Here is a 26,268-nt window from a genome sequence, read left to right on the forward strand (position 1 = left end):
TATTTATAAGGTAACTCGTTTTATTTTTAATAAGTCACCCTTTTTTATCAAAGACTAAAAATCTACTTACCAACAGGTTAAGTACAAAATATAAATTATAAGAGTATGTCTGCATCAATAGGAGCTGGAGAATTTATTGTAGAAGGAGGCCACCAATTAAGTGGTGAGATTATTCCTCAAGGAGCTAAAAATGAAGCTTTACAGATTTTATGTGCCGTATTGCTAACGGAAGATAAAGTAACTATTCACAATATCCCAAACATTATTGATGTCATGAAACTGATTGACATCTTAGCTGACCTGGGCGTTAGAGTAGAAAAATTAGGAGAAGGTTCTTATGAATTTGAAGCAAGAGACATCAATATTGAACACCTTCAAACTAAAGAATATTCTGAAAAAGCTTCTAAACTAAGAGGTTCAATCATGGTATTGGGACCACTTTTAGCCCGTTTTGGAAAAGGTAAAATTCCAAAGCCGGGTGGAGATAAAATTGGTCGCCGTCGTTTGGATACTCACTTTTTAGGATTCAAAAAGTTAGGCGCCAAGTTCAACTATACTCAAGATGGTTTCTTCGAAATTGATGCGACTCACTTAGAAGGTACTTATATCTTATTGGATGAACCTTCAGTAACAGGTACGGCCAATATCATTATGGGTGCTGTAATGGCAAAAGGTAAAACGACGCTTTACAACGCAGCATGTGAACCTTATATCCAACAACTTTGTAAGATGCTTAACCGTATGGGGGCCAATATCAGCGGTTATGGTTCTAACTTATTGACAATTGAAGGTGTTGAAAAATTAGGAGGTACTACTCACACAATGCTTCCTGATATGATTGAAATTGGTAGTTTTATCGGTATGGCTGCCATGACACAATCTGAGTTGACAATTAAAAATTGTCGTATTGATGAGCTAGGACAAATTCCTACGGTATTCCAACGCTTGGGTATTCAGATGGAATTCAGAGGAGATGATATTTATATTCCTGCTCAAGAGCATTATCAATTAGATCGTTTTATTGATGGCTCAATCTTAACTGTAGCAGATGGTCCTTGGCCATTATTTACACCCGATCTATTGAGTATTGTTTTAGTGACTGCCATTCAAGCAAAAGGGACTGTTTTAGTACACCAAAAAATGTTTGAAAGTCGTTTATTCTTTGTGGATAAGCTGATTGATATGGGAGCTCAAATCATTTTGAATGATCCACATAGAGCCACAGTGATTGGTTTGAATCGTCAATCAAAACTAAGAGGAATTAAAATGACTTCTCCTGATATCAGAGCAGGTCAAGCCTTATTGATTGCCGCTCTTTCTGCTGAAGGAACAAGTGTAATTTCTAATATTGATCAAATTGACAGAGGATATCAATTTATTGATGAGCGTTTAAGAAAAATCGGTGCTCATATCGAAAGAAGATAGTTCTCTTTTTATAGAAATAGACCTGAGGGATAAGGAAATATAATGTTTCTTTATCCCTTTTTTTATAAAACTCAACTTACCCTTTCAATACGTGAGTTTATTGATTTCATCAGCTACAGAACCACTATTTTCTCTGAAATTAATTTCCTCATAACCTAAATTGGAAAAATTTCACTTCTAAAATATATATTCCAAAAATGCTCCAAAAAATTTGATTAACTTCAAGGCCAAATATAATATTAAGAATAGCGATGAGTGTGAAGTATTCTAAAGGAAACAGTTATCCTCTTGGAGCTACTGTCAAGAAAAAAGGTACTAATTTTTGTATTTACTCTAAAGGTGCTACTGCAATCGAACTACTGCTTTTTGCAGACAAGGACAGCCCTAGGCCCTATCATGTAATACGTTTAAATCCTGAAACCAACAAAACTTTCTACTATTGGCATGTATTTGTCGAAGGTATTGGTCATGGTCAAGTATATGGTTATAGAGCATTTGGGGATTTCCTTCCAGAAAAAGGACAATGGTACGATGGTAGCAAGGTATTAGTAGACCCTTATGCAAAAGCGGTATGCATGAATGATAAGTATTCAAGAAAAGCTGCTATTAGACCTGGTGACAACTGCCTTCACGCTTTAAAAAGTATTGTGATTGATGATAGTCAGTATGATTGGGAAGATGATAAACCATTATCTAGACCTTATTCTAAAACTATTATCTATGAAATGCATGTGGCTGGATTTACTAAAGATCCATCTTCAGGTCTTTCGGATGAAATGAGAGGTACATACAAAGGGCTGATTGAAAAAATCCCTTATCTGCAGGAGTTAGGTATCACTGCCGTGGAACTTCTACCGATCTATCAGTTTGACCCTCATGATGCACCAAAAGATAGAATCAACTATTGGGGTTATAGCCCTGTCAATTTCTTTGCACCTCACTCCGCTTATGCTATGGATCAAAACGACCCTACTAGCCCTGTAAGAGAGTTCAAAGACATGGTGAAAGCGTTACACAAGGCAGGTATTGAAGTGATTCTTGACGTAGTATACAATCACACTACCGAAGTAGGGCCTAAAGCAGGGCCAACCATCAACTTTAAAGGGTTGGACGCTACAACTTATTATATTACAGACAAAAATAACAACTACGAGTTCCTTGATTTTTCAGGATGTGGCAACTCTTTCAACGCCAATCATTCTGTGGTTAGAAGAATGATCATGGACTCTTTAAGATATTGGGTTTCGGAAATGCATGTTGATGGTTTCCGTTTTGACTTAGCTTCCGTTCTCTCAAGAGATGAAGAAGGTAGACCGTTAGAAAACCCTCCTATTTTATGGGAAATTGAATCGGACCCTATTCTAGCAGGAACTAAAATGATTGCTGAAGCATGGGATGCAGCAGGTTTATATCAGGTAGGTTCTTTTGTAGGTGACCGTTGGAGCGAATGGAATGGTGTATACAGAGATGTATTGAGAAGGTTTGTAAAAGGTGATATGGATCAAATTGGTCCTTTTGCAGGTTGTGTGGAAGGCTCTCACCATATTTTCCAAGATCAAGAACAAAGAGATCCTAACCGAAGTATCAACTTCATTACTTGTCACGATGGGTTTACAATGAATGATTTGGTGTCTTATAACCAAAAGCATAACCTTGACAATGGCGAGAACAATAATGACGGTAGTAATGATAACTTCAGTTGGAACCATGGAGAAGAGGGATTAACAGACCTTCCGCAAATCAATAATTTGAGGGAACGTCAAATAAAAAACTTCTTTACGCTACTTCTTCTTTCACAAGGTACACCTATGATTTTGATGGGTGATGAGGTCAGAAAAACTCAAAATGGCAACAATAACGCCTACTGTCAGGATAACGGTTTAAGTTGGTTCAATTGGAACGATCCTCAGAATAATGCCGAATCATTGCGCTTCGTAAAAGAGTTAATCCAATTCAACCTTAAGCACGGTGTTTTCCAAACAGAGCGATTCTGGAGTTCTAAAGCAAGAGCAAGAAGGCCTATTATTTCATGGCATGGTGTAGAATTTGACTACCCAGATTGGAAAGGTAATTCACATGCTATTGGCTATATGTTGACGTCTCCAAATACAGGTGAACAACTATACATTATGGTAAATACTTATTGGGAAGCTCTAAGTTTCGAGATCCCAGAACCTACTATCAATAATACAAAGACACAATGGAAGCGTATGATTGATACTGGTTTACCTTCCCCTCAAGACATTGTTAATTTTGATGATGCGGTATTGATTGTGCCTGGTCATTATACTTTAGCGCCAAGGTCAATTGTAGTATTACAATCTTTCTAGTCAAGGATAAAATGCTTCATTAAAATAATGAGTGAACAAAAAAGCCAACTTGCGATTATAATTCACAAGTTGGCTTTTTCTATTATGCTATTTTCTTAAATCAGTTTTACTCTCGCACTAACAAAAATTCTATCCTCCTGTTTTGCAGATGTTTTTGATTTGAACACTTTATACCATTGCCACATTCATTGACTAATTGTGACTCCCCTGCTCCCTTTGCTACCAATCTGTTAGAAGACAATCCTTTTGCCATTAATAGCTCTCGAATGTACTCTGCTCTTTTAGTTGTCATTTCCATATTGAATTCATCAGAGCCTCTTGAATCAGAATGAACGGTAATGTATAATGTTACTTTTGGAAAATCTTTAAGGATTTCACCCAATGCATCAATCTGATCTTTATTTTTTATTTCAAAAGCACTATTGATTTCAAAATCTATGGTGTTTAACACATAAGGCACATTTAACTGTACCGCATTGATTCTGTAGGTTACATCTATCACTTCAGTTTCGTCTTTCCCTATTGTAGAAAAATGATGCACTCTTTGATCAAAATATTTTTTTTTCGTTCCATGAACAATAAAGTCTGATTCCCCATTTAACGTCAAAACAAATTTTCCTTCTTGATCTGTATAAATAGTTGTCTTGGCACCACTTTTGGTATTCATTACGCATACTTTTACACCTTCAACAGTTAAACCAGTACTACTGTCGAGGTAGAGCCCTTTTAGGGTATACTCTTTTACGGATGCGTTTGAGACAATAGCGAAACAACAAATGAAAAGAGTGATGAGTGGGTATAAAAAACGATTGGTAATTCGCATAACAGTAAGTTTATCAACACACAAGAGATATTGATTATCTAGAAGTTCTAAAAACAAATATACAAATTATTAACGCTCGTTAATAGAATAAGTTGTTTAAACTTCAAAATAATCTTACTCAAATGAAAAATAACTAAACATAAGATTATCAATATTTTGCTCACAAAGATAAATAAAATCAATGAAATTGATTAACAATGAATAGATCCATATTTAAGAAATGTTTCCTTTTTCTTTATTTCCTTACTTGTTCATATTGTTTTGCAAGTAATAAAGTGTCTGTTCATGGTGTAGTTTATTCTCATAAGTCCAAAAGTATTGAAAACGTAAAGGTAGTGGTTTATTCTTTTGAAGAAAAACAAAATTTGACACTACTCACTCCTGTAGAGAGCACTATCTCTGATCGTGATGGAAAATTTGAATTGCATTTAGACAATCATTCCAACTATCAGATTAAGTGTTTTAAAGAAGGTTGGAAGATGGACAACAATGCCATTATCTTAGCTAAAGAAGCACATGGCACGCAAAAGATTAAAATCAATTGTCAACTAAGAAAAGCAGATAATATCTACGAACTTATCGGTGAGTTACATCAGGATAAGAAAGATAAATACCAGATCGATTTATTTGATCCCTCTTCAAATACTGTGATTAGCCTGAAAGAGAAAATTTTTGACTTCAACTTTCAGTTAGATAAAAAAGGAGGATACATCCTAAAAGTGATCAATCAAGATGATCATATTTTGTATATGAATAGAATAGAGGTGAATAAAGCTACTAATAAAGTGGTTATCGATATTCCCTCAGATCAAAAAAGACGATTTAAAGTTTACCCTTTTACAGTCAACACTTCCAATATCAACGATGATGCTCTTGATGAATTGAACTTGATTGTAACAAGGATGAAAGAAAAAGAAAATATTGATATTAAAATCGAATGCCATACTGATTCAAGAGGCGATGATGATTTTAATCTAAAAATTTCCCAAGAACAGGCAAAATCCATTAAAAACTACTTAATTTTACAAGGTATATCTTCTGAAAGGATCTTTACGGAGGGTTTTGGTGAGAACTTCTTACTCAATGAGTGTAAGAATAATGTAAAATGTTCTAACTTAAAACATCTTGAAAACAGAAGAGTGGAATATTTGTTTTTAGTAAGCTCTACAAGATAGCTTACGTTTTTTAAACATTAGAATGACCGTCAACACAGTACAAAAATATACGATAGGCTACGCAGCAATAAAAGAAGATGTTTCCAAACATTGGATTGATGATATTAGTGAAGACAGTTTACAAATTGGTGCCGTATACGCTGAGGAATCAATCAATTCTGAACAAGAACTCAATATTTCCACTGCTTTTAAAGAAAGCCATAAACCTCAATTGGCTTTAAAAAATGCAGCAAAAGTAATCAAAGAAAATATTGGCGATCATTATGCCTTGGTGTATGTCAAAGACAGAAGAATGTGGCATACACGTAGTGGAAATATTCGTGTATTTATCTTTAGACAAGGTCGTTTTTTATCACCTCCACATCACAAAGCCACTTCTGTTTCTACTCCTTTCCTTCTCAAAGAAGAAGATCAATTGATTTTAGCTTCTTCCGCATTGTTGTTTGACAATGATCCTAAAATCTTAAAAGAAATATTTCGTTCTTCTCTACCTCAAGAGATTGCTGAAAAACTACTTTCCACTGGGACTCCCGCCGGAGAAAACTCCATTTGTACTATTTTACCTTGTGAGTTTTTAAGAGATAATACACCTTCCAGAGATAGAATGAAGGTACTGGATGAAGTATTCCCTTTTGAAAAAGAAGCAGCAGAACGATTAGCTCAACCTAATCAGCAACGTAATACGATCTATAACTTTGCTGGTTTCGTACTCTTCACACTATTGGTCATTTTTATGTACAATAAGAATAAATCCAATTGGAATGAAGAGATTGCACTCAAACAACAAGAAATTACACAACTACAAAAACAGTTGAGTAAAGCGAATGATAAAATCCGCTCCTACGACAACTATCAGAAATTACATACGCAATCTATCGCTGAAAGAAATTTTGATGCATTTGACAGCGAGAGATACCGAATGTATGCTCTTTTTAGAGATGTAAGAAGCAAATTTGACAGAAATCAAGTCGCTGACAAGTTCAATATCTACAATCCATTGGCCATTGAAGCAAAAGTGGTGATGGGTGAAAATTGGTTTATTGTACCAGTGAAGGGGACGCATCTAGTGCAAAAAGGTGAAACGTTGAAAAAAATTGCCGCTCTCTATTATGATAATATAAAAGAGGGAACTCAACTTATTCAACAATTTAATCCTCAAGTTGTAGAAGGACATTCTATTTTCCTCCCTTTTGAAATGGAAAAGTAATCCATTTGATCCTCTTATTTTTACGGAAGTTCAAAACATTCTAACTTCACAAATACTTTGTTGCATACAACATTGCTACTTCAAAATAACATTTAAAATCAAAAGGAACGTTAATACGCTCTTTCCATTAGGGGTTAACTAACCTCTTTCGTAATTTTGCTTTTAGGTTTAACAACTACCTACATTTCAAACAAAATTCACAATGATCCACTCTTTTATAGGTGATTTAGGACATACATCGATCATCGTAGCTTTTGTCGGGGCAATTCTCTCGGCTATTGCATATAGGCTTTCTGCTACTGAAAATAATTCAGTTGAAAAAAATCAATGGCTGAAATTAGCTAGAGGAACGTTCTTCCTTCACGGTTTTTCGGTCTTCAGTATTGTGTGTATTTTATTTTACATGATTTTCAATCATTACTATGAATACCACTATGTATGGAGTCACTCTTCCAATAATTTACCAGCGTATTATATCGTATCAAGTTTCTGGGAAGGTCAAGAAGGTAGTTTCCTTGTTTGGTCTTTTTGGCATGTGCTTGTTAGTGTTTTTGTGATCAAAAAAGGCGATCAATGGGAAAGCAATGTAATGTTTATTATTGCTGCGGTACAAGCCTTTTTGATGTCGATGGTATTAGGTATCGATGTTCTTGGTAGTAAAATTGGTTCTTCTCCTTTCATCCTATTAAGAGATGCTATTGAAGCTCCTGTATTTGCTAGCAATCCTAACTTTGTTCCTGAAGATGGTACAGGTTTAAATCCTCTACTTCAAAATATATGGATGGTGATCCACCCTCCTACACTTTTTATGGGTTTTGCTTTAACAATTGTTCCTTTTGCCTATGTGATCGCAGCATTGATTCAAAAGCAATATTCTGAGTGGGTTAAACCTGCAATGGGATGGGTTGTTTTAGCCGTTTCAGTTTTAGGTTTAGGAATTATGATGGGTGCTTATTGGGCCTATGAAACGCTTAACTTTGGTGGATATTGGAACTGGGACCCTGTTGAGAACGCAGTGTATGTGCCTTGGTTAATCCTCTTAGCAGGACTTCACCTTATGGTCATTCAACATAAAAGTAAAACGGCTTTAAAAACAAGTATGATCTTGGTTGTATCAGCTTTCATTCTTGTACTTTATTCAACATTCTTGACAAGAAGTGGTGTATTAGGTGAAGCATCGGTACACTCCTTTACAGATTTAGGTTTATCTGGACAGTTATTATTGTATTTGGTATTCTTTACTACAATTGCCATTGTGTTATTCATTGTACGTTGGAATCAAATGCCGAAAGATGAAGATGAACCAAGTGTTTACAGTAGTGAGTTTTGGTTCTTTATTGGTGCCACAACATTGACATTAATGAGTTTCCAAGTTTTAGTACCCACTTCGATTCCTGCTTGGAATGCATTGGTGTCTAATTTCGGAATTCAATCCAACCTTGCTCCTCCTGCTGATGCTGTTGCTTTCTATACAAAATTCCAACTTTGGTTTGCTGTAGCCGTAGCCATTGTATCAGGTACTACTCAATATTTCTTCTGGGTAAGAATTGACAAGAAAAATATATGGAACACTTTGTCTATTCCTTATGTAGCTACACTAATCGGTGCTGCTGCAATTATTGTAATAGGTAACGTTCACCAACCCACTTATATCATTTTACTTACTGCTGCTATTTTCTCATTAGTAGCCAATATTCAAGTATTAGTCCAATACACTAAATTAAAAATGTCGATTTCAGGTGGTGCTGTTTCACACATTGGAGCTGCATTGATGTTATTAGGTATTTTAAGTTCTAGTGGATTTGAAAAAGTAGTCTCTTTAAACCTTTCTGGAAGAATTTACAATAGTGAGTTCCCTGAAGAAATGAATAAAGAAAATGTATTACTATTCAGAGGTCAGCCCAAGAAAATGGATCGTTATTTATTAACGTACAAAGGTCCTCGTTTCACTTCAAGAGATTTACCTGGATATTTTGATAAAGAAAAAGTAAGACAAAAAATCAATGATCCATACCATGCAATTGTAATGGAAGACCTTATTCAAAATGGCGAAACCATAGCAAAAGCAGGTGATGAAATTCAGATTTACAACGAAAATATCTACTACGAGATCGAATATACTGACGAACAGGGTAAATCATTCTCATTGTACCCAAGAGTACAAGATAATGAGCAAATGGGCCCTATTCCTTCTCCAGATATTGCTTCTTTCTGGAACAAAGACATGTACACTCACATTACAAACCTTGCTGTAGATGAAGAAGAGATTGAATGGAGTGAAGAGGAAGCTTTAAATATGTCATTAGGAGACACTATCTTTTTAAATGATTACGTAGTGATCTTTGATGGCGTAAAACCACTTGAGAAGGCTCCTGGATATGTTATTAAGGAAGAAGACGTAGCATTGCAAGCCAACCTTAGAGTATTAGTTGGAAACGGCAGAAGTATCGACCTTAAACCGTCTTACATTCTTACAAAAGTGAAAAGAATGGGAATGGGTGGTGTAACTGAAGATTGGGACGCTGGTATCATTTCTGATACCAACAGAGAGCTAGGTCTGAGAGTTGCATTAAAGGAAATCAAGCCTAAGGAGAACAAATTTGTTTTCTCTGCTGAAACGACTCAAAAAGATTGGGTAATTATGAAGGCTGTAGAGAAGCCATTTATCAACCTACTTTGGATCGGTACTATACTTCTTACCATTGGTACAATTATCTCAACGATAAGGAGATTTAAAATGAGTAAAGTAACTGCTCAACCTAAAGAAAAAAAGAAAGAATATCAGTACTAAATAGATAGTACTTCTAATAGTAGAGAGGTAAATCATGTTCATAATAACAGCATGATTTACCTCTCTTTTTTTTATTTATCATACCTTCTCAATATATTAAAATGCAGTAAATGAAAAACTTATAAATTATTGATCATCATCAAAGACCTTACATCAAAAAACCTTATTTCCATTTCTTTCGTTAATAACTCTTAACTATTTATCTCTCAATAACATGAATACTAAAGAACAACTACTAACATGGAAAAGCGGAACTTTTAGTAATAAAATCAAAGTGTATGAAGACAAAAATCTCATTGGTTCCCTTGACATGAGTATGATGTCTAAAAATTCTAAAATGACATTATACAACAATGAATATTGTATTAAAAACAAAAGCATCTGGAACAGCGACTCAATGATTATTGATCGTGTAACAGATGAAGTAATTGGCGAAATGGCTTACACGAAATTGCTGGGAAAAGCCAAAATTACACTAGAAGGAAAATCTTATAAATGGAAAACAAAAGACATATTCACGACTAAATGGGATCTGGTAGATGAGAATGAACTGATATACGCATCATATAAATCATCTTTATCATCAGGTAAAATAACTATTACAACACCTCACCCTACACTCATTTTAATTGGTCTTTATTCTTATATTTATATGAATCAAGTCAGTGTACTTTCCACAGTTGGTATCGCATAAAAAAATCCCTTTGGTTTTGAATTAAATTGAAACCAAAGGGATTTTTTTCGTCAAAAGATTCAGACTATATTTTAATAACTCTGACTGCTAAAATAACATCCAAGCCTAATAATAGTAATGCGATCGCTAAGAAATAATAATATTTATTGGCGGATACATCTGCCATTTTAGAACCTTTCAATTCACCCTCAATTTTATTGATAGAACTGATAAGTCGGTTGATATCATTTTGCTTATCGCTGATTTCAAAGTACTCTCCACCAGTGACATTTGCTAATCTTTTCAATGAAGATGGATTCAACTTTGTAATAATATCATTCCCCATTTTATCTCTTTTAAAACGATATCCTGCAGGAATTTTTGATCCAGATTCTGTACCAATACCCATCGTAAATAACTTCACCTCTTGGTTCTTTATTTCTTTGACCATTTCATCTGTATCCTCACCAAAATCTTCTCCATCACTCACTAGAATAATTACTTTAGAGGCCTTTTTGGCTGTCGGCACTCCTTCCTCTGCATCTTCTAGTTTTGTAATCGCCATTTCTAATGGAGGACCAAAGTCTGTACCCGAATTAGAAATTAAAGAAGTTGACATCGTCTCAATAAACATATTCAAGGCATTTCCATCGTATGTTAAAGGACACTGTAAAAAAGCATCACTTGTAAATACAATCAGTCCAATACGATCTGAATTGAATGATTTTACAATTTGTTTCAGTTCAAATTTTAATTTCGCTAAGCGGGAAGGCTTAATATCCGTAGCGTCCATCGACTTTGACAGGTCCACACAGATGTAAATATCTTTACTTACTGCTTTCACTTCTTTTTTCATCTCACCGAAAGACGGCCCTAATAAAGCAACTATAAAAAGACCAAAGTAAATGGTTCTAAGTATAAGCTTGTAAAGAGTAGCACCACCTTTTGCTCTAAAAGATTTACGTGCTCTTAAGATTCTATAAAGATAGAGGCAATAAAACAGGAAAAATATTGCAATCAGTGCAAATTCTAACCCTCCGAGTTCCCTTGCTAACGTCATACTTTATGTAAATAGAATAAACTTGTTCATTAATACTACCTGCTAATTTAAAAGATTTATTGATGCAATAGAATAGGTAAAAGAAAATTGCACTTTTTACTCATTGAATATCAGTTGAATGAATAAATCCTAAATTTAATTAACACTTTTTTATGGAATTCTATTTGGAATAATGGAATTTCACCGCTTATATTTGCATCGCATTAAACGGAAAGGGGGTCAGAAATGACAAACAAATTCGTTTATGGAGAGTTGCCAGAGTGGTTAATGGAGCGGTTTGCTAAACCGTCATCGGGAAACCGATGCATGGGTTCGAATCCCATACTCTCCGCTAAGTTCGGGATGTAGCACAGTCCGGTTAGTGTACCTGGTTTGGGACCAGGGGGTCGCAGGTTCGAATCCTGCCATCCCGACAAGAGCGATCTTCTAATAAGAAGATCGCTTTTTTTATGCCTTTTCATTTCTATTGCGTTCACATTCCTCGATTCTATTTTTTGATTATTTTACCTCTGCTTCACGCATCGTTAAAAGTTGCCTTCTACTTTTACAAAAGATCAGCAACCTACTATAAGACGATTAAAATTGAAGCAAAAACACTTTTATATACTATTATTCGGGGTCTTATGTGTGAATTTCCTAGGCCTTTTCAATGATATATTTGATGTAGACTCTGCATTGTATGCATGTATATCGAAACATATTGTTAACACCAACGACTTCGTAAACTTAATTGTCTGGGATAAAGACTGGCTAGACAAGCCTCACTTTCCTTTTTGGGTATGTGCAATATCCATGAAGATTCTAGGCGTTAATAGTTTCGCTTATAAACTTCCATCCTTTGTATTCTTCTGTATCGGGCTATGGTACACCTATAAGCTTGCCAAAGTGCTTTACAATAGGACCATCGCACAGTATAGTGTTTTGATCACAGGAACGGCATTACACATCATGTTATCAAATAATGATGTGAGAGCTGAGGCTATATTATTAGGACTAATAATGGGTGGAATCTACCACCTTTATCAATTTTCAAATAAAAACACGGTCACTCATTTATTTGCAGCGGCACTTTTTTCAGCATTTGCAGTAATGACCAAGGGTGTCTTTATTTTGATCATACTCTACTCCGCTATCTGGGGCGATTTAGTTTTAAGAAACAAATGGAAGAATATCTTCAATATAAAATGGATACTTGTTGGTGCTCTTACCTTAATTTTTACTCTTCCTGAAATTTTTGCACTGTATTATCAGTTTGATGCACATCCTGAAAAAATCGTTTTTGGCACTACCAATGTCTCTGGCATTAAGTTTTTCTTCTGGGACAGTCAATTTGGACGCTTTTTCAACTCAGGACCGATTAAAGGTGAAGGAGATCCATTTTTCTTCCTCCATACAGTATTGTGGGCTTTTGCTCCTTGGGCTTTGATTGCTTATTCAGGATTGTTTATTGAGCTCTACCAAAGAGTCAAAAAAGGAATAGTAGCCGATGAATACATTACAGTCTGTGGCTTTGGTGTTATCTTCATTATTTTTTCGATTTCAAAGTTTCAACTTCCTCACTACACCAATATCGTATTTCCCCTTTTAGCAATTCATACTTCCCAAACTCTAGTTCGGTGGTCTGACCGGAAAAAGTGGATAGAACAAGTTTCGAAAATTAGCATACAGCTCTATTGCGGATTGTTTTTTATGATCTGTATCGGCATCGTGTTCTTTTACTTTAACGAAGTAAAATACCTAGGTGCTACCTTGAGTGGTATTCTTCTAGGCTGCATCGTTTATTACAACCTTAAAAAAGGTACTGTCCAAAAACATATTGTGATGGGCATAATATGTAGTTTAATCATGGGTACTTTTATTCATGAAGTATTTTACAAAGATGTACTCACTTACCAAGGAGGCACTGCTGCAGCAAGGTATTTAAACGAAGAGTTTGAAGGCCGAGAAGTACATCAAGATGTCGAAAGTTGGTTATTTCAATTTTACCTCAACGCAAAGCATCAAAGCAGTATTGACCTTGAATCCCTCCAAAACACTCCCCCTGAAAGTAGGCCATTGATTTATACTGACTATTCTTTTTTGAAGAAACTCGAAAAGAAAAACATCCCCTATCAAATTATCAATCAATACGGATCCTTTCACATCACAACAATGAACTTGGCGTTTTTGAATGCAGAAACAAGAGCGTCATCTCTAGATACATTATTAATAATTGATCTGAAAATACCTCAACTTTCGAAAACAAATGAATGCGAAAAAAAGAATCTATAACATCCTTGGAGTAATTTCATTGCTACTTGTTATTCCAATAGTATTCGCTTTGATTACTAGAGAAAGAGATACTGCTTGGATGGTACATTTATTAAATGACAACCACACGATTACTTTAGACTATTTCTTTAAATACATCACGAATTTAGGAGATGGTTTATTCTTAATTCCACTTTTGGGACTAGTCTGGCTTGTAAAGAAAGAATATTGGCCTGTTCTGGTGATGTCTGCTGCTCTTCATGGCATTTTGGTGGCTGTATTAAAGAGAGTTGTCTTTACTGGTGAAGCATTAAGCTTAAGACCTGCTGGTCAATTTGGGGCAGAAAGCTTTCATCAAGTACTAGACGTTCAGTTTCACTATTCAAATAGCTTTCCCTCTGGACACACTACAACAGGGTTTGTTATAGGGGCTATGATTATTCTACTATTCCCGAACTGGAAAGGAATTACAGCTGGAATGATGTATGGAATCATCGTGGGTGTTTCAAGAATGTATCTGGTACAACATTTCTTCTTAGATGTGGCTGTAGGGAGTATCTTAGGCACTCTTACGGTATACGTCAGCCTTTATGTATGCGAACGCTATTACTTGCTTAAAGTAAAACCATGGAAAAAAGATTACCCTTCACTTTTTGGACAGCATTCAATTCAGAATATGTAATGAATTGAAGCTCTCCCTTGCCTAACTACAATTAATCAACATCACCGAGTTATTTAACTTTGTGATGTTTTTTTATCACTTTTGTAAACTAAAATCAACCTATAACGCAACAAATGAACAAAGTGGTTTTGATTGCCAACCCTGTTTCAGGTAATGGAAAGGCAAAAAAAGCAGCCCAAAGGTGTGCTTCCATTCTTAAAGAGTATAAGTTTGACGTCAATATTGAACTTACGGAATATGCTGGTCATGCCACAAAGCTATCCAAACAGCTAAGCAATTCTTATGATATTATTGTTGCGGTTGGCGGTGATGGCACTGTCAATGAAGTAGCAACAGGTTTAGTGGGAACCACTGCAACTTTAGGTATCATCCCTAATGGATCAGGTAATGGGCTAGCACGTCATCTGAAAATCCCAATGAATACAGAAAAAGCCACCGAATGTATTGTTCAAAAAAAGGTCATTGCACTTGATGCTCCCACTATCAATGGAAAATATTTTTTCTGTACTGCTGGTATAGGTTTTGATGCTCACATCTCACATGTTTTTGCTCAAATGGACGGTCGTGGTCTAAAAAACTACATCAAAGCGATTTTCAAAGAATATGGAAGTTATCAGTCCAAAGAATACGGAGTACGATTGGATCATCAAGAAATCATAAAGCAGAAAGCCTTTGTCATGACCATCGGCAACGCTGCTCAATACGGAAATGAAGCTTTTATTGCTCCTACTGCTAAGGTAAGTGACCAACAATTAGAAATGACAATTCTTTCTCCTCCTAACCTCATCAAAGGAGCGATATGGGGTATTCGTCTTTTCCTTAAAAATATCCACAAGGCTCCTTCCGTTAAAACATTTAGCGGAAAAAAAATTGAAATAAGCAGCTCGGAGAAATCTGTCAATGGTCATAGAGATGGGGAACCTGACACATGGAAATATCCTTTGATTTTTAAAGTAAATGATCAGATAAAAGTGATTGGTGTAAGTGATAATTAAGAATTAATAATCATTTATTTTTGGCTTAGTAATTAGAACACCAAAAAGATAAATATCTTTGAGAAAAAAAGAAGATCAGATGCAAGATAAAGAATCAAAACTACTACTTTATTCGGCCATGGTGATGTTTATCCCATACATCATCTCCATTATAACAAACGAAACGGCTACCGCTTGGTGCGTTCATATGTTTAACGATATTAATACTCCTTTCTGGAATGCTTTTTTTGCATATGCTACACACCTTGGTGATGGACTTGTGCTCATTCCGTTGTTATTTATATTGCTTTGGCTAAAAAGAGAATATTGGAGTGTATTAGTTATGGCTTCAGCAATTCATGGCATTATTGTTTACGTTGTAAAAGAGCAGATATTAAAAGGAACTGAATTTGCCTTACGTCCTGCGGGACTACATGGTCATGACGCCTTTCATCAAATATTGAATCATCATTTACATACTATTGATACCTTCCCTTCTGGACATACAACTACTGCTTTTGTGGTAGGTGGGATGATTATTTTAATGCTCCCTAATTGGAAAGGAATAATTTTAGGCATTGGTTATGGTGCAATTATCGCCATCTCAAGAATGTATTTAGCACAGCATTTTTTAGTAGATGTTTCAGCAGGTGCTATTGTTGGTTTATTGACAGTTTGGTTCTCTTGGACTGTTGCAAAACGAAAGAATTGGTTAAGATTGAAGCCATGGGAGAAAATCAGCTAAGTTACTCCTTTTAATACATTGTAAACTAAATTATCATTAATTAAAATAATTCCTTTTATGGAGGATAAAGGGTAGTGTATTGTGGTTCGCGAGGACGTTGCAATGCAACGTCCCTACATAACTACATTTTAGAAGATTATTATAAAACCTTTAACTTTTGACATGTAACCAGACCATCATTTAGTAGTATCTCCCTCGGCCTTGAAGGGAAAAGCGTTAAGAATTTCATGAAGTGAGCCGTTAAAAATGATTTTCTTGTTTGAGCTTTAGCGAGTTTAAAATCATTTAGGCGAAAGGAATGGAATTTAGCTTTTGACTTCTAAGCCTTGAATTTTTTGCTTCGTTTTTGTTTCAAGACAAAAATGAAGAAGAAGGAAGCTTGAAAGTAGGCCCTATAAAATCTAGTAGTAATACGAATTGAAGGTTAACGGTAATTGAGTTTACAGTTTATTTAAGATAAAGTGTCCCATTTGAAATGGATACCAATAAAAAACGCTAGTAGTTACATCTTTGGATATAAATACTAGCGTTTTTTCGTGCTCTCTAAGACAATTAGAAATCACCTCATTTCTAAATAAGATGAATTCATCTATTCTTGCACGGTCATTTTGTTATCGATAGCTCTATTTGAATATTCTTGCATAATTCCTTTTGCAAGGTCTTCTAGCTCTTTTTCCTCAGGAAGACCTGTTCCTTTTAAATCATGTTCTTGCAACCTGTCTGTTTTAAAGTTGTACATGAAAGCTACCTTTTCTCCATCAAATCCTAACGTATAATCTCCCTCTGTTACTTGGAAAATATTAGGATCTAAAAAGTTGACAGAAAAATGTTTTTGAGTAGAGTCTATCGCTGAAGAACCAAATGAAATATAATCTTGCTTTACGCCCAAGTAATCCATCAAAGTTGGGAAAATATCAATTTGTTGTGTGATCGTTGAGTCAATTCCTACAAAATTTTGATCTCCTGGAGTGTAATAAATGATCGGTACTTTGAACAATCCAAGACTCGTTTTATACTCTGGATAATAAACCTGATTGGTATGATCGGCAGTGATAACAAAAATAGTATTTTCAAACCAAGGCATTTTTGATGCTGTCTCAAAAAATCGTTTCAAAGCATAATCAGTATACTCTGTCCCTCGGTTTAGTGGCATTGGGCCACCTTTAAACGTCTCTTCGTATTCTTCTGGAATCTTAAATGGATGATGTGACGACAATGTAAATAATGAAGTCACAAATGGCTCTTCAAAAGTATTCATCGTTTCTGCATAATACTGTAAGAACGGCTCATCCCAAATACCCCAAGTACCATCAAAATCATCATCATTATTATACTCGGTCATTCCAAAGTAATCATCATAACTTGCTAAATTCATAAAGGCCTCAAATCCCATAGATCCATTGGGTGCTCCATGAAAAAATGCAGAATAGTAGCCCTCTTTTTTCAATACAGAAGCTATACTGTTAATATTATTTGTTGAATAATGTGATAACACATAAGGAGAGTAAAAATTAGGGATACTAGAAATCACTGACGGTAAGGCTGAGATAGACTTTCTACCATTGGCAAACGCGTTGAGAAAAGCTTTGGAATGTTGGATTAGTGAATCTGTAAATGGAGTGTAACCTACATAATCAGGATCTACTGGATTTTGATTCAAGGCTGAAATGTATTCTCGCCCAAAACTTTCAATCACAATCGTCACCACATTCATTTTCTTTTGTGGCTTTTCTTGATTCGGGTGATGATACGCAGAATACACTTTTGACAATTCATCTTGCGTGAAATAATTATGTTTTTGAGCAGTCTTCTTGTTCATGGTTCTCAACATCGCAAAAGGAGTATTGAGCACTACAGACATTTCAAGTGGCTTTTTCACAAATTCTCCAGCATTATTTAAAGAGATAGGACGAGTTGTTCCATCAAAACCACCTCGAGCAGCTCCTGCTAATAAACCGGCACTTACTATAAAAATAAGCGTATGAATAATAGAATATCTCAATACAGGTCGTTTCACTCTAGGTTTTTGTATTACTACTACATTATAAGCGAAGATGAATACTACTATCAACACAACCCAAATCACAGTCATATACCAATAATCCACAAATAAGAAACGGAAAAATAAAGTTGCTCCATTTTCCTCATTAGAGAACTCCCTGAAGATAGAAGCTGTTGTTCTTTTGGAGGTAAACCTAAAGAAAACAGTATCTGCTAAGTTCATGGCCAATGTGATCGCATTCACAATAAATACAGAATACTTAATCACACTTTGATACGTTTGATTATACCTCACCTGAGATGGTAATAAACTCATCAGTACAAAAATGGCATTGGTATATATCGCCGCAGGCAAATCAAACTTAATCCCTCCTAAAAATAACGTTTGAAGATCTGCATCAGGGAAATAAGAGTTATTATAAAAGAAGAATATAAAGCGTGCAGCAGAATATAAACTTAGAATCAGTAAAAATCTATAGATGTTGACAAAAAAGATATTTGTCGTTTTTGTTTCTCTAGGCATAATGTTTCGTTAATCCATTATTAATAATCGGCCAAAGTTAAACAAAAAGAATTCAGAAAATCATGCACTTTATAAAACAACTCCCCTATTTTTGCCATTACTGATAAACTTAGTAGAATGAAAAATAGACTGTAATTGAAATTCAGATACTTTTTTTATATAAATTAAGTTTTACACGCATTGTTGTTATAAGTAATTTTCATGGGAGATTCACAAGACCTACGCCAAATAGAATTAAAGGATTTAATCAAAGCTTATCAGTCCGATAGTAATACCGCCCTTTTAATCAATAACCTCAAAAAAGAAAGTAGCACCACTTACCTTAAAGGACTTTGTGGCAGTTTAGATGCGATTATTGCTTCCTCTATTTATTCTAAATTAAAAGGCTGTCATGTCTTTGTGATGCACAACGTGGAAGAGGCATTGTATTTTTTCAATGACCTCCAAAACCTTCTTCCGAATGCAGATGTACTCTACTTTCCTTCTTCTTACAAAAAGCCTTTTGAGTTTACGAATGTAGAAAATGCGAATGTACTTCAGAGAGCAGAAACACTCAGTTCATTAAATGAAATTAAGAATAAAGGTGCTTTACTTGTCACTCACCCTGATGCTTTAACCGAAAAAGTAATCAATAAGAAATCATTAGTTGAGAATACTTATGTCGCTAGAATAGGTGAGGAAATTGATCAAGGGTTCATTAGAGAACTACTGATCGAATATGGTTTTGAACCTTCTGAGTTTGTATATGAAGCAGGACAATTTGCAATTAGAGGTGGAATCATAGATATCTATTCTTATGCTAATGAACTCCCATTTAGAATAGAATTATTTGGAGATGAAATTGAAAGTATACGTACGTTCGATCCAATCACCCAATTATCACAAGAAAATAAAGAGCACGCTCCTATTGTTCCAAACGTACACAATAAACTCATGCAAGAAGTAAGAGAATCTATGCTTGATTTCTTGCCTAATGCTACTGTTTGGATCAAAGATTATGAATTACTAACTGACACCATTGATCAGTATTTTGAAAAAGCAACTGAGAAATTTGAAGATATCCTCAAAGTTAGTGGAGGTACTCATATCATCAATAAACCAGAAGAAATTTTTGAAACCAAAAAAGGTTTCGTTCAACTTCTCAATAAATCTCATAGAGTACTTTTCGGAAATAAAAAAGGAGTTCGTAATGCTGAAACGATCCTTTTTGAGAGTAAACCTCAACCTTCATTCAATAAGAATTTCCACTTATTGGGAGAAACCTTAGAGAAACAACAACATGAGGGTGTTCGTAATATCATTATTTCTGATCTTCCTAAACAATTGGAAAGGCTTCAAACTATTTTTGAAGAAATAAAGCCTGACCTTTTTGTACAGGAATTAAACTTAAGTTTAAGAGGTGGCTTTATTGATAAGCAAATGAACATTGCTTGCTTTACAGACCATCAAATTTTTGAGCGTTTCCATGCGCCCAAAGGAAAACAGAAGTATTCCAAAACAAAATCCATGACGCTGAAAGAGCTTCGTGAATTAAAAGCAGGTGATTTTGTAACACATATGGATCATGGTGTAGGGCGTTTTGGAGGAATGGAAAAAGTGGAAGTCAACGGTAAAATGCAGGAAAGTATCCGTTTGATTTACAGAGATAATGATCTGCTTTATTTGAGTTTGCATGCACTGCATAAAATTTCAAAATACTCTGGACAAGAAGGTAGACAACCCACCATTAGTAAATTGGGATCTCCTGAATGGGAAAATAAAAAGAAAAAAGCGAAAAAGAGAGTTAAAGATATTGCTAGTGAATTGATTCAACTTTATGCTAAAAGAAGAGAATCGAAAGGTTATCAATTTGATAAAGATGGATACTTGCAAGCTGAATTAGAATCTTCTTTCCTTTTTGAAGATACACCAGACCAGGCAAAAGCCACCCAAGAGGTAAAAGAAGATATGGAAAAACCATATCCAATGGATCGATTAGTGTGTGGTGATGTGGGGTTTGGTAAAACTGAGGTAGCCGTAAGAGCGGCATTCAAAGCAGTATGTGATAGTAAACAGGTGGCTATATTAGTACCGACCACTATCTTGGCTATGCAACATTATAAAACTTTCTTAAATAGAATCGGTGATCTACCATGTACAGTAGATTACATCAATCGTTTTAGAACGCCTAAACAGATTAAAGAGATTCTGAAAAAAGTAAAGGAAGGGAAAATTGATATATTAATAGGTACACATAGAATCACAAGTAAAGATGTAGAATTTAAAGATCTTGGCTTGATGATTATTGACGAGGAGCAAAAGTTTGGGGTAAAAACCAAAGAGAAGCTGAAAGAAATGAGAGTGAACGTAGATGCCTTGACACTTACGGCAACGCCAATCCCAAGGACTTTACACTTTTCATTACTCGGAGCAAGAGACCTTTCGGTTATTGAAACTCCCCCTCCCAACCGTCAACCTGTAACGACACAAATTTCAACCTTAAATGATGAGGTAATTCGTGATGCCATACATCATGAATTATTAAGAGGTGGGCAAGCCTTCTTTGTTCACAATAGAGTGGCAGATATTGAGCACTTCGCTAATAAAATCATGACGTTAGTTCCAGATGCAAAGGTGACCTATGCTCATGGGCAAATGGATGGACCACAATTGGAAAAAATCATGCTCCGCTTTATTCAAGGAGAATACGATGTTTTAATTTCCACCAATATCATTGAATCAGGACTAGACATTCCAAATGCTAATACTATTATTGTCAACCAAGCTCATATGTTTGGACTTTCTGATTTGCACCAAATGAGAGGCCGTGTGGGTAGGTCCAATAAAAAAGCATACTGTTATTTATTGACACCTCCAACCATAGCTTTGACCTCTGACTCTAGAAAACGCCTTTCTACTTTAGAAGAGTTTTCAGATTTGGGCGATGGGTTTAAAGTAGCAATGCGTGATTTGGACATTAGAGGTGCTGGCGACTTATTAGGTGGTGAACAATCTGGTTTTATTAATGACCTAGGGTTTGATACATTCAATCAGATATTAGAAGAAGCTGTACAAGAGATCAAACAAACAGAATTTGCTAGTCTATTTAAAGAAGAGCTTGAAAAACAAACCATCAATGTCAAAACTGTAATAGAAACTGACTTTGAAATATTAATCCCCGACACCTACGTTTCTAATATCTCTGAAAGACTCAATTTATATATGAGGGCTGATAAATTGAAAAATGAGAAAGAAATGGAAAAGTTTGTTCAAAGTTTAAAAGATCGATTTGGTCCAATTCCAGCTCCTGTTGAAGATTTATTAAAAACCGTAAGAATGCGCTGGGTTGCTCAAAAAATTGGAATGGAGAAGCTAATTCTTAAAAATGAGTCCCTAAAAGCCTATTTATTGGAGCATACACATGCAGCTTACTATCAATCTGATGAGTTTGGAAAAATTTTGATGTATGTTCAAACTCACCCTAAAATTTGTCAAATAAAAGAGACTAAAAAGCGCTTAATCCTTAATATTGAAGAAGTTAACGACTTAAATAAGGCTATTGAAGTACTTGATAACCTAAGAAAATAAAGACTTTATTTTTAAAAATATTCACAACTTCGACTTTTGGGTACAATTATTGAATAAATGTATTTCGTTGCGGTTTCATTATGGGAATGAAACACATTTTTTGAAAATTAGTATGTGCCGTACTGGGTACATTGAAAAAATAGAGATCTGAATATCATGAGCAAAAGGAATCTGCTTTATTTGGCTGCGGTACTACTAACCGGTTTATTAGTTACTAGCTGCGCCAAAAATTCAAAGCCTGACGCAACTAACCCTGGAGGATACGATACAATGACAGGGTTGGAATATAACGGTAAAGACGACAATAGTTTTTCGGTTAGAGACTATAGTGGAATGCCAGAAGTTCCAAACATGAAATACATCGAGGGTGGTCGTTTTGTATTAGGTTCATACGAAGAGGATTTAATGAAATCTCGTGACAATATCGAACGTACGGTTTCAGTAGCTTCTTTCTGGATGGACGAAACAGAAGTTGCCAACCTTAACTGGTTGCTTTACTTACACCATGTAAGTACTGACTCATCAGTTTCGGGTATTTCTTTAGAAGAGGCATTACCTGATACAACTGTTTGGGCAGAACAATTAGCATTCAACGATCAATACGTTGATCACTACTTACGTTACCCTGGTTTCCGTTATCACCCTGTAGTAGGTATCACATGGACACAAGCTCAAAACTATTGTGCATGGAGAACTACAGTAGTAAATAAGAACTTAGCAATGATGGATGGTACTGACGAAGAAGCTGAAGCAGCTGAAAACGGTGAGTCTATTCCATTAGAATCAGGTGTTGTGCTTCCTGCTTTCCGTTTACCAACTGAAGCAGAATGGGATTACGCATCACAAGCCTTAATTGGTTTACAAGATATCGACGAAAACTACTCTGAGCGTCGTATTTATCCATGGTCAGGTCACTCAGTAAGAAATCCTTACGGTGAGTCAATGGGTGATATGATGGCCAACTTCAAACGTGGTCGTGGTGACTACGCTGGTATTGGTGGTCAACTGAATGACGCAGCGATGGTAACAAGTTATGTATACGCTAACCCTCCAAACGACTTCGGTCTTTACAACATGGGTGGTAACGTTTCTGAATGGGTAGAAGATATCTACCGTCCTTTATCATATGCTGATATGGATGACTTAAACCCAGTTCGTAAAAACGATTACTTAGACGGTCCTAACCAAGGTTACAACTACCAATCATACGGTTATGTTCGTCAATATGACTCATTCATCTCTAACTCGATCCGTGTTTACAAAGGCGGTTCTTGGAAAGATGTTGCATACTGGATGGCTGCAGGTACTCGTCGTTTCTTAGATCAAGATTCAGCAACTGCAACAATTGGTTTCCGTTGTGCGATGATTAACCCAGGTGAAAATTAAAAATAACTCCTAATTAAGGAGATAGAAATACAACAAAAAGGCCTTCAATTTCGGTAACGAAGTTGAAGGCTTTTTTGTGTTTCAGGCTTTACCTATAACATCTCAAATTAATGTAAGAATGTAAACCCTCTGTATTAAGAAACACCCTAAAAAATAAGCTCATAAGTTTTAATAATTTATTTTGAGTAGGTACTTAAAAAGCTTATTTTCGCATTCTATACCCTTCTTAAAAATGTATATTTTTACTTTTAAAGAAGCTTGTCGAGCATTTAAAAAAATGCTTTTTTAAAGACCCTTTTGCATCGTAATTAATACTATGGTGAATATCACAAACAAAATTGCTCAAGCCTTGAGCATATCAGAAAAGCAAGTAAAAGACACACTTGCTTTATTGGATGAAGGAGCTACTGTACCTTTCATTTCTCGATACAGAAAAGAAGTTACAGGTAGTTTAGATGAAGTTCAAGTTGCTGACATTAGAGATAAGGCGCTACAACTTAGAGAACTTGATAAAAGAAGAGAAAGTATTCTTAAGAGTATTGAAGATCAGGGTAAATTGACGGATGCACTAAAAGATAAAATCCTTGCAGCTGAAACAATGTCTGTATTAGAGGATATTTACCTTCCATATAAACCTAAAAGAAAAACAAAGGCAAGTATCGCAAAAGAAAGAGGTTTAGAGCCTTTAGCAGATATTTTACTTTCGCCAGACTTATCAACGGATATTGAGGCGGAAGCAGCTAAATTTATAGATCCTGAAAAAGAGGTCGAAGATATTGATAAAGCCCTTGCTGGTGCTAGAGATATTATTGCTGAGAAAGTAAATGAAGATGCAGAAACTCGTGCTGAAATGCGTGAGCTTTTCATGAGTAAAGGTACTTTCAAGGCTAAAGTAATTCCAGGTAAAGAAGAAGAAGGTGCCAAATATAAAGACTATTTCGATTGGAATGAGTCATTAAAAGGAGCTCCTTCACACCGTGTACTTGCCATGAGAAGAGCAGAAAAAGAAATGATCATTTCATTAGACTGTTCTCCTGAAGAAGAAGATGCATTATTCTTAATGGAAGACATTCACGTAGATCAAAGAACTCCAAGTGCAGCTCAAATCCAATTGGCAGTTAAAGATGCTTACAAACGTCTTTTAAAACCATCAATGGAAACAGAATCGCGTTTAGTTTCTAAAAAAGATGCAGACGAAGAAGCAATTGGTGTGTTTGCTGAAAACTTAAGACAATTATTATTGTCAGCTCCTCTTGGGCAAAAAAGAGTTTTAGCACTTGACCCTGGATTCAGAACAGGTTGTAAGCTGGTTTGCTTAGATAGACAAGGTAAACTTTTAGAAAATACAGCCATCTTCCCTAACGAACCACAAAGAAAAGTAGCTGAATCAGGTTCTATTGTAAAAAGATTATGTGAGAAACACAACATCGAAGCGATTGCGATTGGTAATGGTACAGCAAGTCGTGAAACAGAGTCTTTTGTTAGAAACCTAGGACTTTCAGGTGTTGAGATCGTTGTTGTGAATGAAAGTGGTGCTTCTATTTACTCTGCTTCAGAAACAGCAAGAAATGAATTCCCAGACCTTGACTTAACTGTTAGAGGTGCGGTTTCTATTGGTCGTAGACTAATGGATCCATTGGCGGAATTGGTGAAAATTGATCCTAAATCAATTGGTGTTGGTCAATATCAGCACGACGTTGACCAATCTGCATTAAAGCAAAGTTTGGATGACGTAGTAATGAGTTGTGTAAACGCAGTAGGCGTGGAAGTGAATACAGCAAGTAAAGAATTACTTTCATACGTTTCTGGTTTAGGGCCAAGCATTGCTCAAAATATCGTTGATTTCAGAAATGAAAACGGTGCCTTTACAAATAGAGCTCAGTTGAAAAAAGTACCTCGCCTTGGGCCGAAAGCCTACGAACAGTGTGCAGGTTTCTTAAGAATCAGAGATGCTAAAAACCCATTGGATGCTAGTGCTGTTCACCCAGAAAGTTACAGTATTGTAAAACAGATGGCGGATGATCTAGGAGTTACCATCAATGATTTGATGTCCAATGAAAACCTTCACAAACAAATCAAGTTAGATCACTATGTGACGGAAAATGTGGGTATCCCTACACTTACTGATATTTTAAAAGAATTAGCAAAACCAGGACGTGACCCTCGTGAAAAATTTGAGGCCTTCCAATTTGCTGACGGTGTAGAAAAAATCACTGACCTTACCGTAGGAATGAAATTACCTGGTATCGTCACAAACATCACGAATTTCGGTGCGTTTGTAGATATTGGAGTACACCAAGATGGTTTGGTCCACTTAAGTCAAATGGCTGACCGCTATATCTCTGATCCGAATGAGGTAGTAAAAGTACATCAAAAAGTACAAGTGGTAGTGACGGACGTCGATATTTCTAGAAACAGAATTGCTTTATCAATGAAAAGCGGTGATGGTGTTGGAAATTCACAAGGACGATCACAAAACAGAGGGAAATCGAATACAAATAGAAGACCTTCTAACCAAAACAACAGTAACAGAAGAAGCAATAATAACGATAACGACGACAACTTATCAATGCAAGATAAATTGGCAATGTTGAAAAATCGTTTTAAATAAAACTAATCCCCTATTTTCAGTAATTGGAAGTAGGGGAATTCTCTT

16 protein-coding genes and 2 tRNA genes are annotated in these 26,268 nt (G+C 35.6%); 15 read left to right on the plus strand and 3 right to left on the minus strand.

The annotated features are described in order from the left end of the window. Window positions 1–105 precede the first annotated feature (105 nt). Both murA and glgX read left to right on the plus strand, forming a co-directional pair. On the plus strand, window positions 106–1,425 hold the full coding sequence (gene murA / locus IC221_RS01650; protein ID WP_188167307.1) for a UDP-N-acetylglucosamine 1-carboxyvinyltransferase: 1,320 nt from the start codon (window positions 106–108) through the stop codon (window positions 1,423–1,425). 251 nt (window positions 1,426–1,676) lie between these two features. Further along, complete coding sequence (gene glgX / locus IC221_RS01655) at window positions 1,677–3,755, plus strand: glycogen debranching protein GlgX (RefSeq protein ID WP_188167308.1); 2,079 nt, start codon at window positions 1,677–1,679, stop codon at window positions 3,753–3,755. Between the two features lie 106 nt (window positions 3,756–3,861). Here glgX and IC221_RS01660 read toward each other — a convergent pair whose 3' ends face one another. Beyond that, complete coding sequence (locus tag IC221_RS01660; protein ID WP_188167309.1) at window positions 3,862–4,578, minus strand: OmpA family protein; 717 nt, start codon at window positions 4,576–4,578, stop codon at window positions 3,862–3,864. 197 nt (window positions 4,579–4,775) lie between these two features. Here IC221_RS01660 and IC221_RS01665 point away from each other — a divergent pair, with 197 nt between their 5' ends. From IC221_RS01665 to IC221_RS01680, 4 genes are all read left to right on the plus strand, one after another. Next, complete coding sequence (locus tag IC221_RS01665) at window positions 4,776–5,753, plus strand: OmpA family protein (protein ID WP_188167310.1); 978 nt, start codon at window positions 4,776–4,778, stop codon at window positions 5,751–5,753. A gap of 22 nt (window positions 5,754–5,775) precedes the next feature. Continuing rightward, window positions 5,776–6,960, plus strand: coding sequence for a hypothetical protein (locus IC221_RS01670; protein ID WP_188167311.1), 1,185 nt, complete (start codon window positions 5,776–5,778; stop codon window positions 6,958–6,960). Window positions 6,961–7,162: 202 nt separating this feature from the next. Next, window positions 7,163–9,751, plus strand: coding sequence for a cytochrome c biogenesis protein CcsA (gene ccsA / locus IC221_RS01675; RefSeq protein ID WP_188167312.1), 2,589 nt, complete (start codon window positions 7,163–7,165; stop codon window positions 9,749–9,751). A 214-nt stretch (window positions 9,752–9,965) separates the two neighbouring features. Further along, entirely contained in the window at window positions 9,966–10,445 is a 480-nt protein-coding gene (locus IC221_RS01680) for a hypothetical protein (protein WP_188167313.1), read from the plus strand. 64 nt (window positions 10,446–10,509) lie between these two features. Here IC221_RS01680 and IC221_RS01685 read toward each other — a convergent pair whose 3' ends face one another. Continuing rightward, complete coding sequence (locus IC221_RS01685) at window positions 10,510–11,484, minus strand: VWA domain-containing protein (protein WP_188167314.1); 975 nt, start codon at window positions 11,482–11,484, stop codon at window positions 10,510–10,512. Window positions 11,485–11,730: 246 nt separating this feature from the next. Here IC221_RS01685 and IC221_RS01690 point away from each other — a divergent pair. The 6 genes from IC221_RS01690 (at window position 11,731) to IC221_RS01715 (ending at window position 16,135) form a co-directional block, all read left to right on the plus strand. Beyond that, window positions 11,731–11,815 (plus strand) — tRNA-Ser (locus IC221_RS01690). Window positions 11,816–11,822: 7 nt separating this feature from the next. Further along, window positions 11,823–11,897: transfer RNA gene (locus tag IC221_RS01695), tRNA-Pro, on the plus strand. 169 nt (window positions 11,898–12,066) lie between these two features. Beyond that, the gene (locus tag IC221_RS01700) at window positions 12,067–13,755 is read left to right on the plus strand and encodes a glycosyltransferase family 39 protein (RefSeq protein WP_188167315.1); all 1,689 of its coding nucleotides are present in this window, start codon (window positions 12,067–12,069) and stop codon (window positions 13,753–13,755) included. Then, entirely contained in the window at window positions 13,730–14,416 is a 687-nt protein-coding gene (locus IC221_RS01705) for a phosphatase PAP2 family protein (RefSeq protein ID WP_188167316.1), read from the plus strand. The genes IC221_RS01700 and IC221_RS01705 overlap by 26 nt, the downstream gene beginning before the upstream one ends. 113 nt (window positions 14,417–14,529) lie before the next feature. After that, window positions 14,530–15,411: a diacylglycerol kinase family protein gene (locus IC221_RS01710; protein ID WP_188167317.1), complete on the plus strand. Its 882-nt coding sequence runs from the start codon at window positions 14,530–14,532 to the stop codon at window positions 15,409–15,411. Window positions 15,412–15,469: 58 nt separating this feature from the next. Then, window positions 15,470–16,135: a phosphatase PAP2 family protein gene (locus IC221_RS01715; RefSeq protein ID WP_188167318.1), complete on the plus strand. Its 666-nt coding sequence runs from the start codon at window positions 15,470–15,472 to the stop codon at window positions 16,133–16,135. 589 nt (window positions 16,136–16,724) lie between these two features. Here IC221_RS01715 and IC221_RS01720 read toward each other — a convergent pair. Then, window positions 16,725–18,659, minus strand: a complete 1,935-nt coding sequence (locus tag IC221_RS01720; protein ID WP_188167319.1) for an LTA synthase family protein — start codon at window positions 18,657–18,659, stop codon at window positions 16,725–16,727. Between the two features lie 201 nt (window positions 18,660–18,860). On the opposite strand from IC221_RS01720, the gene mfd reads away from it, so the two are divergent. From mfd to IC221_RS01735, 3 genes are all read left to right on the plus strand, one after another. Further along, window positions 18,861–22,226, plus strand: a complete 3,366-nt coding sequence (mfd, locus tag IC221_RS01725) for a transcription-repair coupling factor (RefSeq protein ID WP_188167320.1) — start codon at window positions 18,861–18,863, stop codon at window positions 22,224–22,226. 156 nt (window positions 22,227–22,382) lie between these two features. Continuing rightward, a complete protein-coding gene (gene gldJ, locus IC221_RS01730) occupies window positions 22,383–23,612 on the plus strand; it encodes a gliding motility lipoprotein GldJ (RefSeq protein ID WP_188167321.1) in 1,230 nt (409 codons plus the stop codon). A gap of 316 nt (window positions 23,613–23,928) precedes the next feature. Further along, the gene (locus IC221_RS01735; RefSeq protein WP_188167322.1) at window positions 23,929–26,223 is read left to right on the plus strand and encodes a Tex family protein; all 2,295 of its coding nucleotides are present in this window, start codon (window positions 23,929–23,931) and stop codon (window positions 26,221–26,223) included. Window positions 26,224–26,268 lie beyond the last annotated feature (45 nt).

The organism is Flammeovirga sp. EKP202, assembly GCF_014534745.1.
GTDB lineage: Bacteria > Bacteroidota > Bacteroidia > Cytophagales > Flammeovirgaceae > Flammeovirga.

What these genes read in the sequence shown, in the direction of transcription:
- murA (WP_188167307.1), top strand. Translation starts at nt 106, where the DNA reads ATGTCTGCATCAATAGGAGCTGGAGAATTTATTGTAGAAGGAGGCCAC.
- glgX (WP_188167308.1), top strand. Translation starts at nt 1,677, where the DNA reads ATGAGTGTGAAGTATTCTAAAGGAAACAGTTATCCTCTTGGAGCTACT.
- IC221_RS01660 (WP_188167309.1), bottom strand. Translation starts at nt 4,578, where the DNA reads ATGCGAATTACCAATCGTTTTTTATACCCACTCATCACTCTTTTCATT.
- IC221_RS01665 (WP_188167310.1), top strand. Translation starts at nt 4,776, where the DNA reads ATGAATAGATCCATATTTAAGAAATGTTTCCTTTTTCTTTATTTCCTT.
- IC221_RS01670 (WP_188167311.1), top strand. Translation starts at nt 5,776, where the DNA reads ATGACCGTCAACACAGTACAAAAATATACGATAGGCTACGCAGCAATA.
- ccsA (WP_188167312.1), top strand. Translation starts at nt 7,163, where the DNA reads ATGATCCACTCTTTTATAGGTGATTTAGGACATACATCGATCATCGTA.
- IC221_RS01680 (WP_188167313.1), top strand. Translation starts at nt 9,966, where the DNA reads ATGAATACTAAAGAACAACTACTAACATGGAAAAGCGGAACTTTTAGT.
- IC221_RS01685 (WP_188167314.1), bottom strand. Translation starts at nt 11,484, where the DNA reads ATGACGTTAGCAAGGGAACTCGGAGGGTTAGAATTTGCACTGATTGCA.
- IC221_RS01705 (WP_188167316.1), top strand. Translation starts at nt 13,730, where the DNA reads ATGAATGCGAAAAAAAGAATCTATAACATCCTTGGAGTAATTTCATTG.
- IC221_RS01710 (WP_188167317.1), top strand. Translation starts at nt 14,530, where the DNA reads ATGAACAAAGTGGTTTTGATTGCCAACCCTGTTTCAGGTAATGGAAAG.
- IC221_RS01720 (WP_188167319.1), bottom strand. Translation starts at nt 18,659, where the DNA reads ATGCCTAGAGAAACAAAAACGACAAATATCTTTTTTGTCAACATCTAT.
- mfd (WP_188167320.1), top strand. Translation starts at nt 18,861, where the DNA reads ATGGGAGATTCACAAGACCTACGCCAAATAGAATTAAAGGATTTAATC.
- gldJ (WP_188167321.1), top strand. Translation starts at nt 22,383, where the DNA reads ATGAGCAAAAGGAATCTGCTTTATTTGGCTGCGGTACTACTAACCGGT.
- IC221_RS01735 (WP_188167322.1), top strand. Translation starts at nt 23,929, where the DNA reads ATGGTGAATATCACAAACAAAATTGCTCAAGCCTTGAGCATATCAGAA.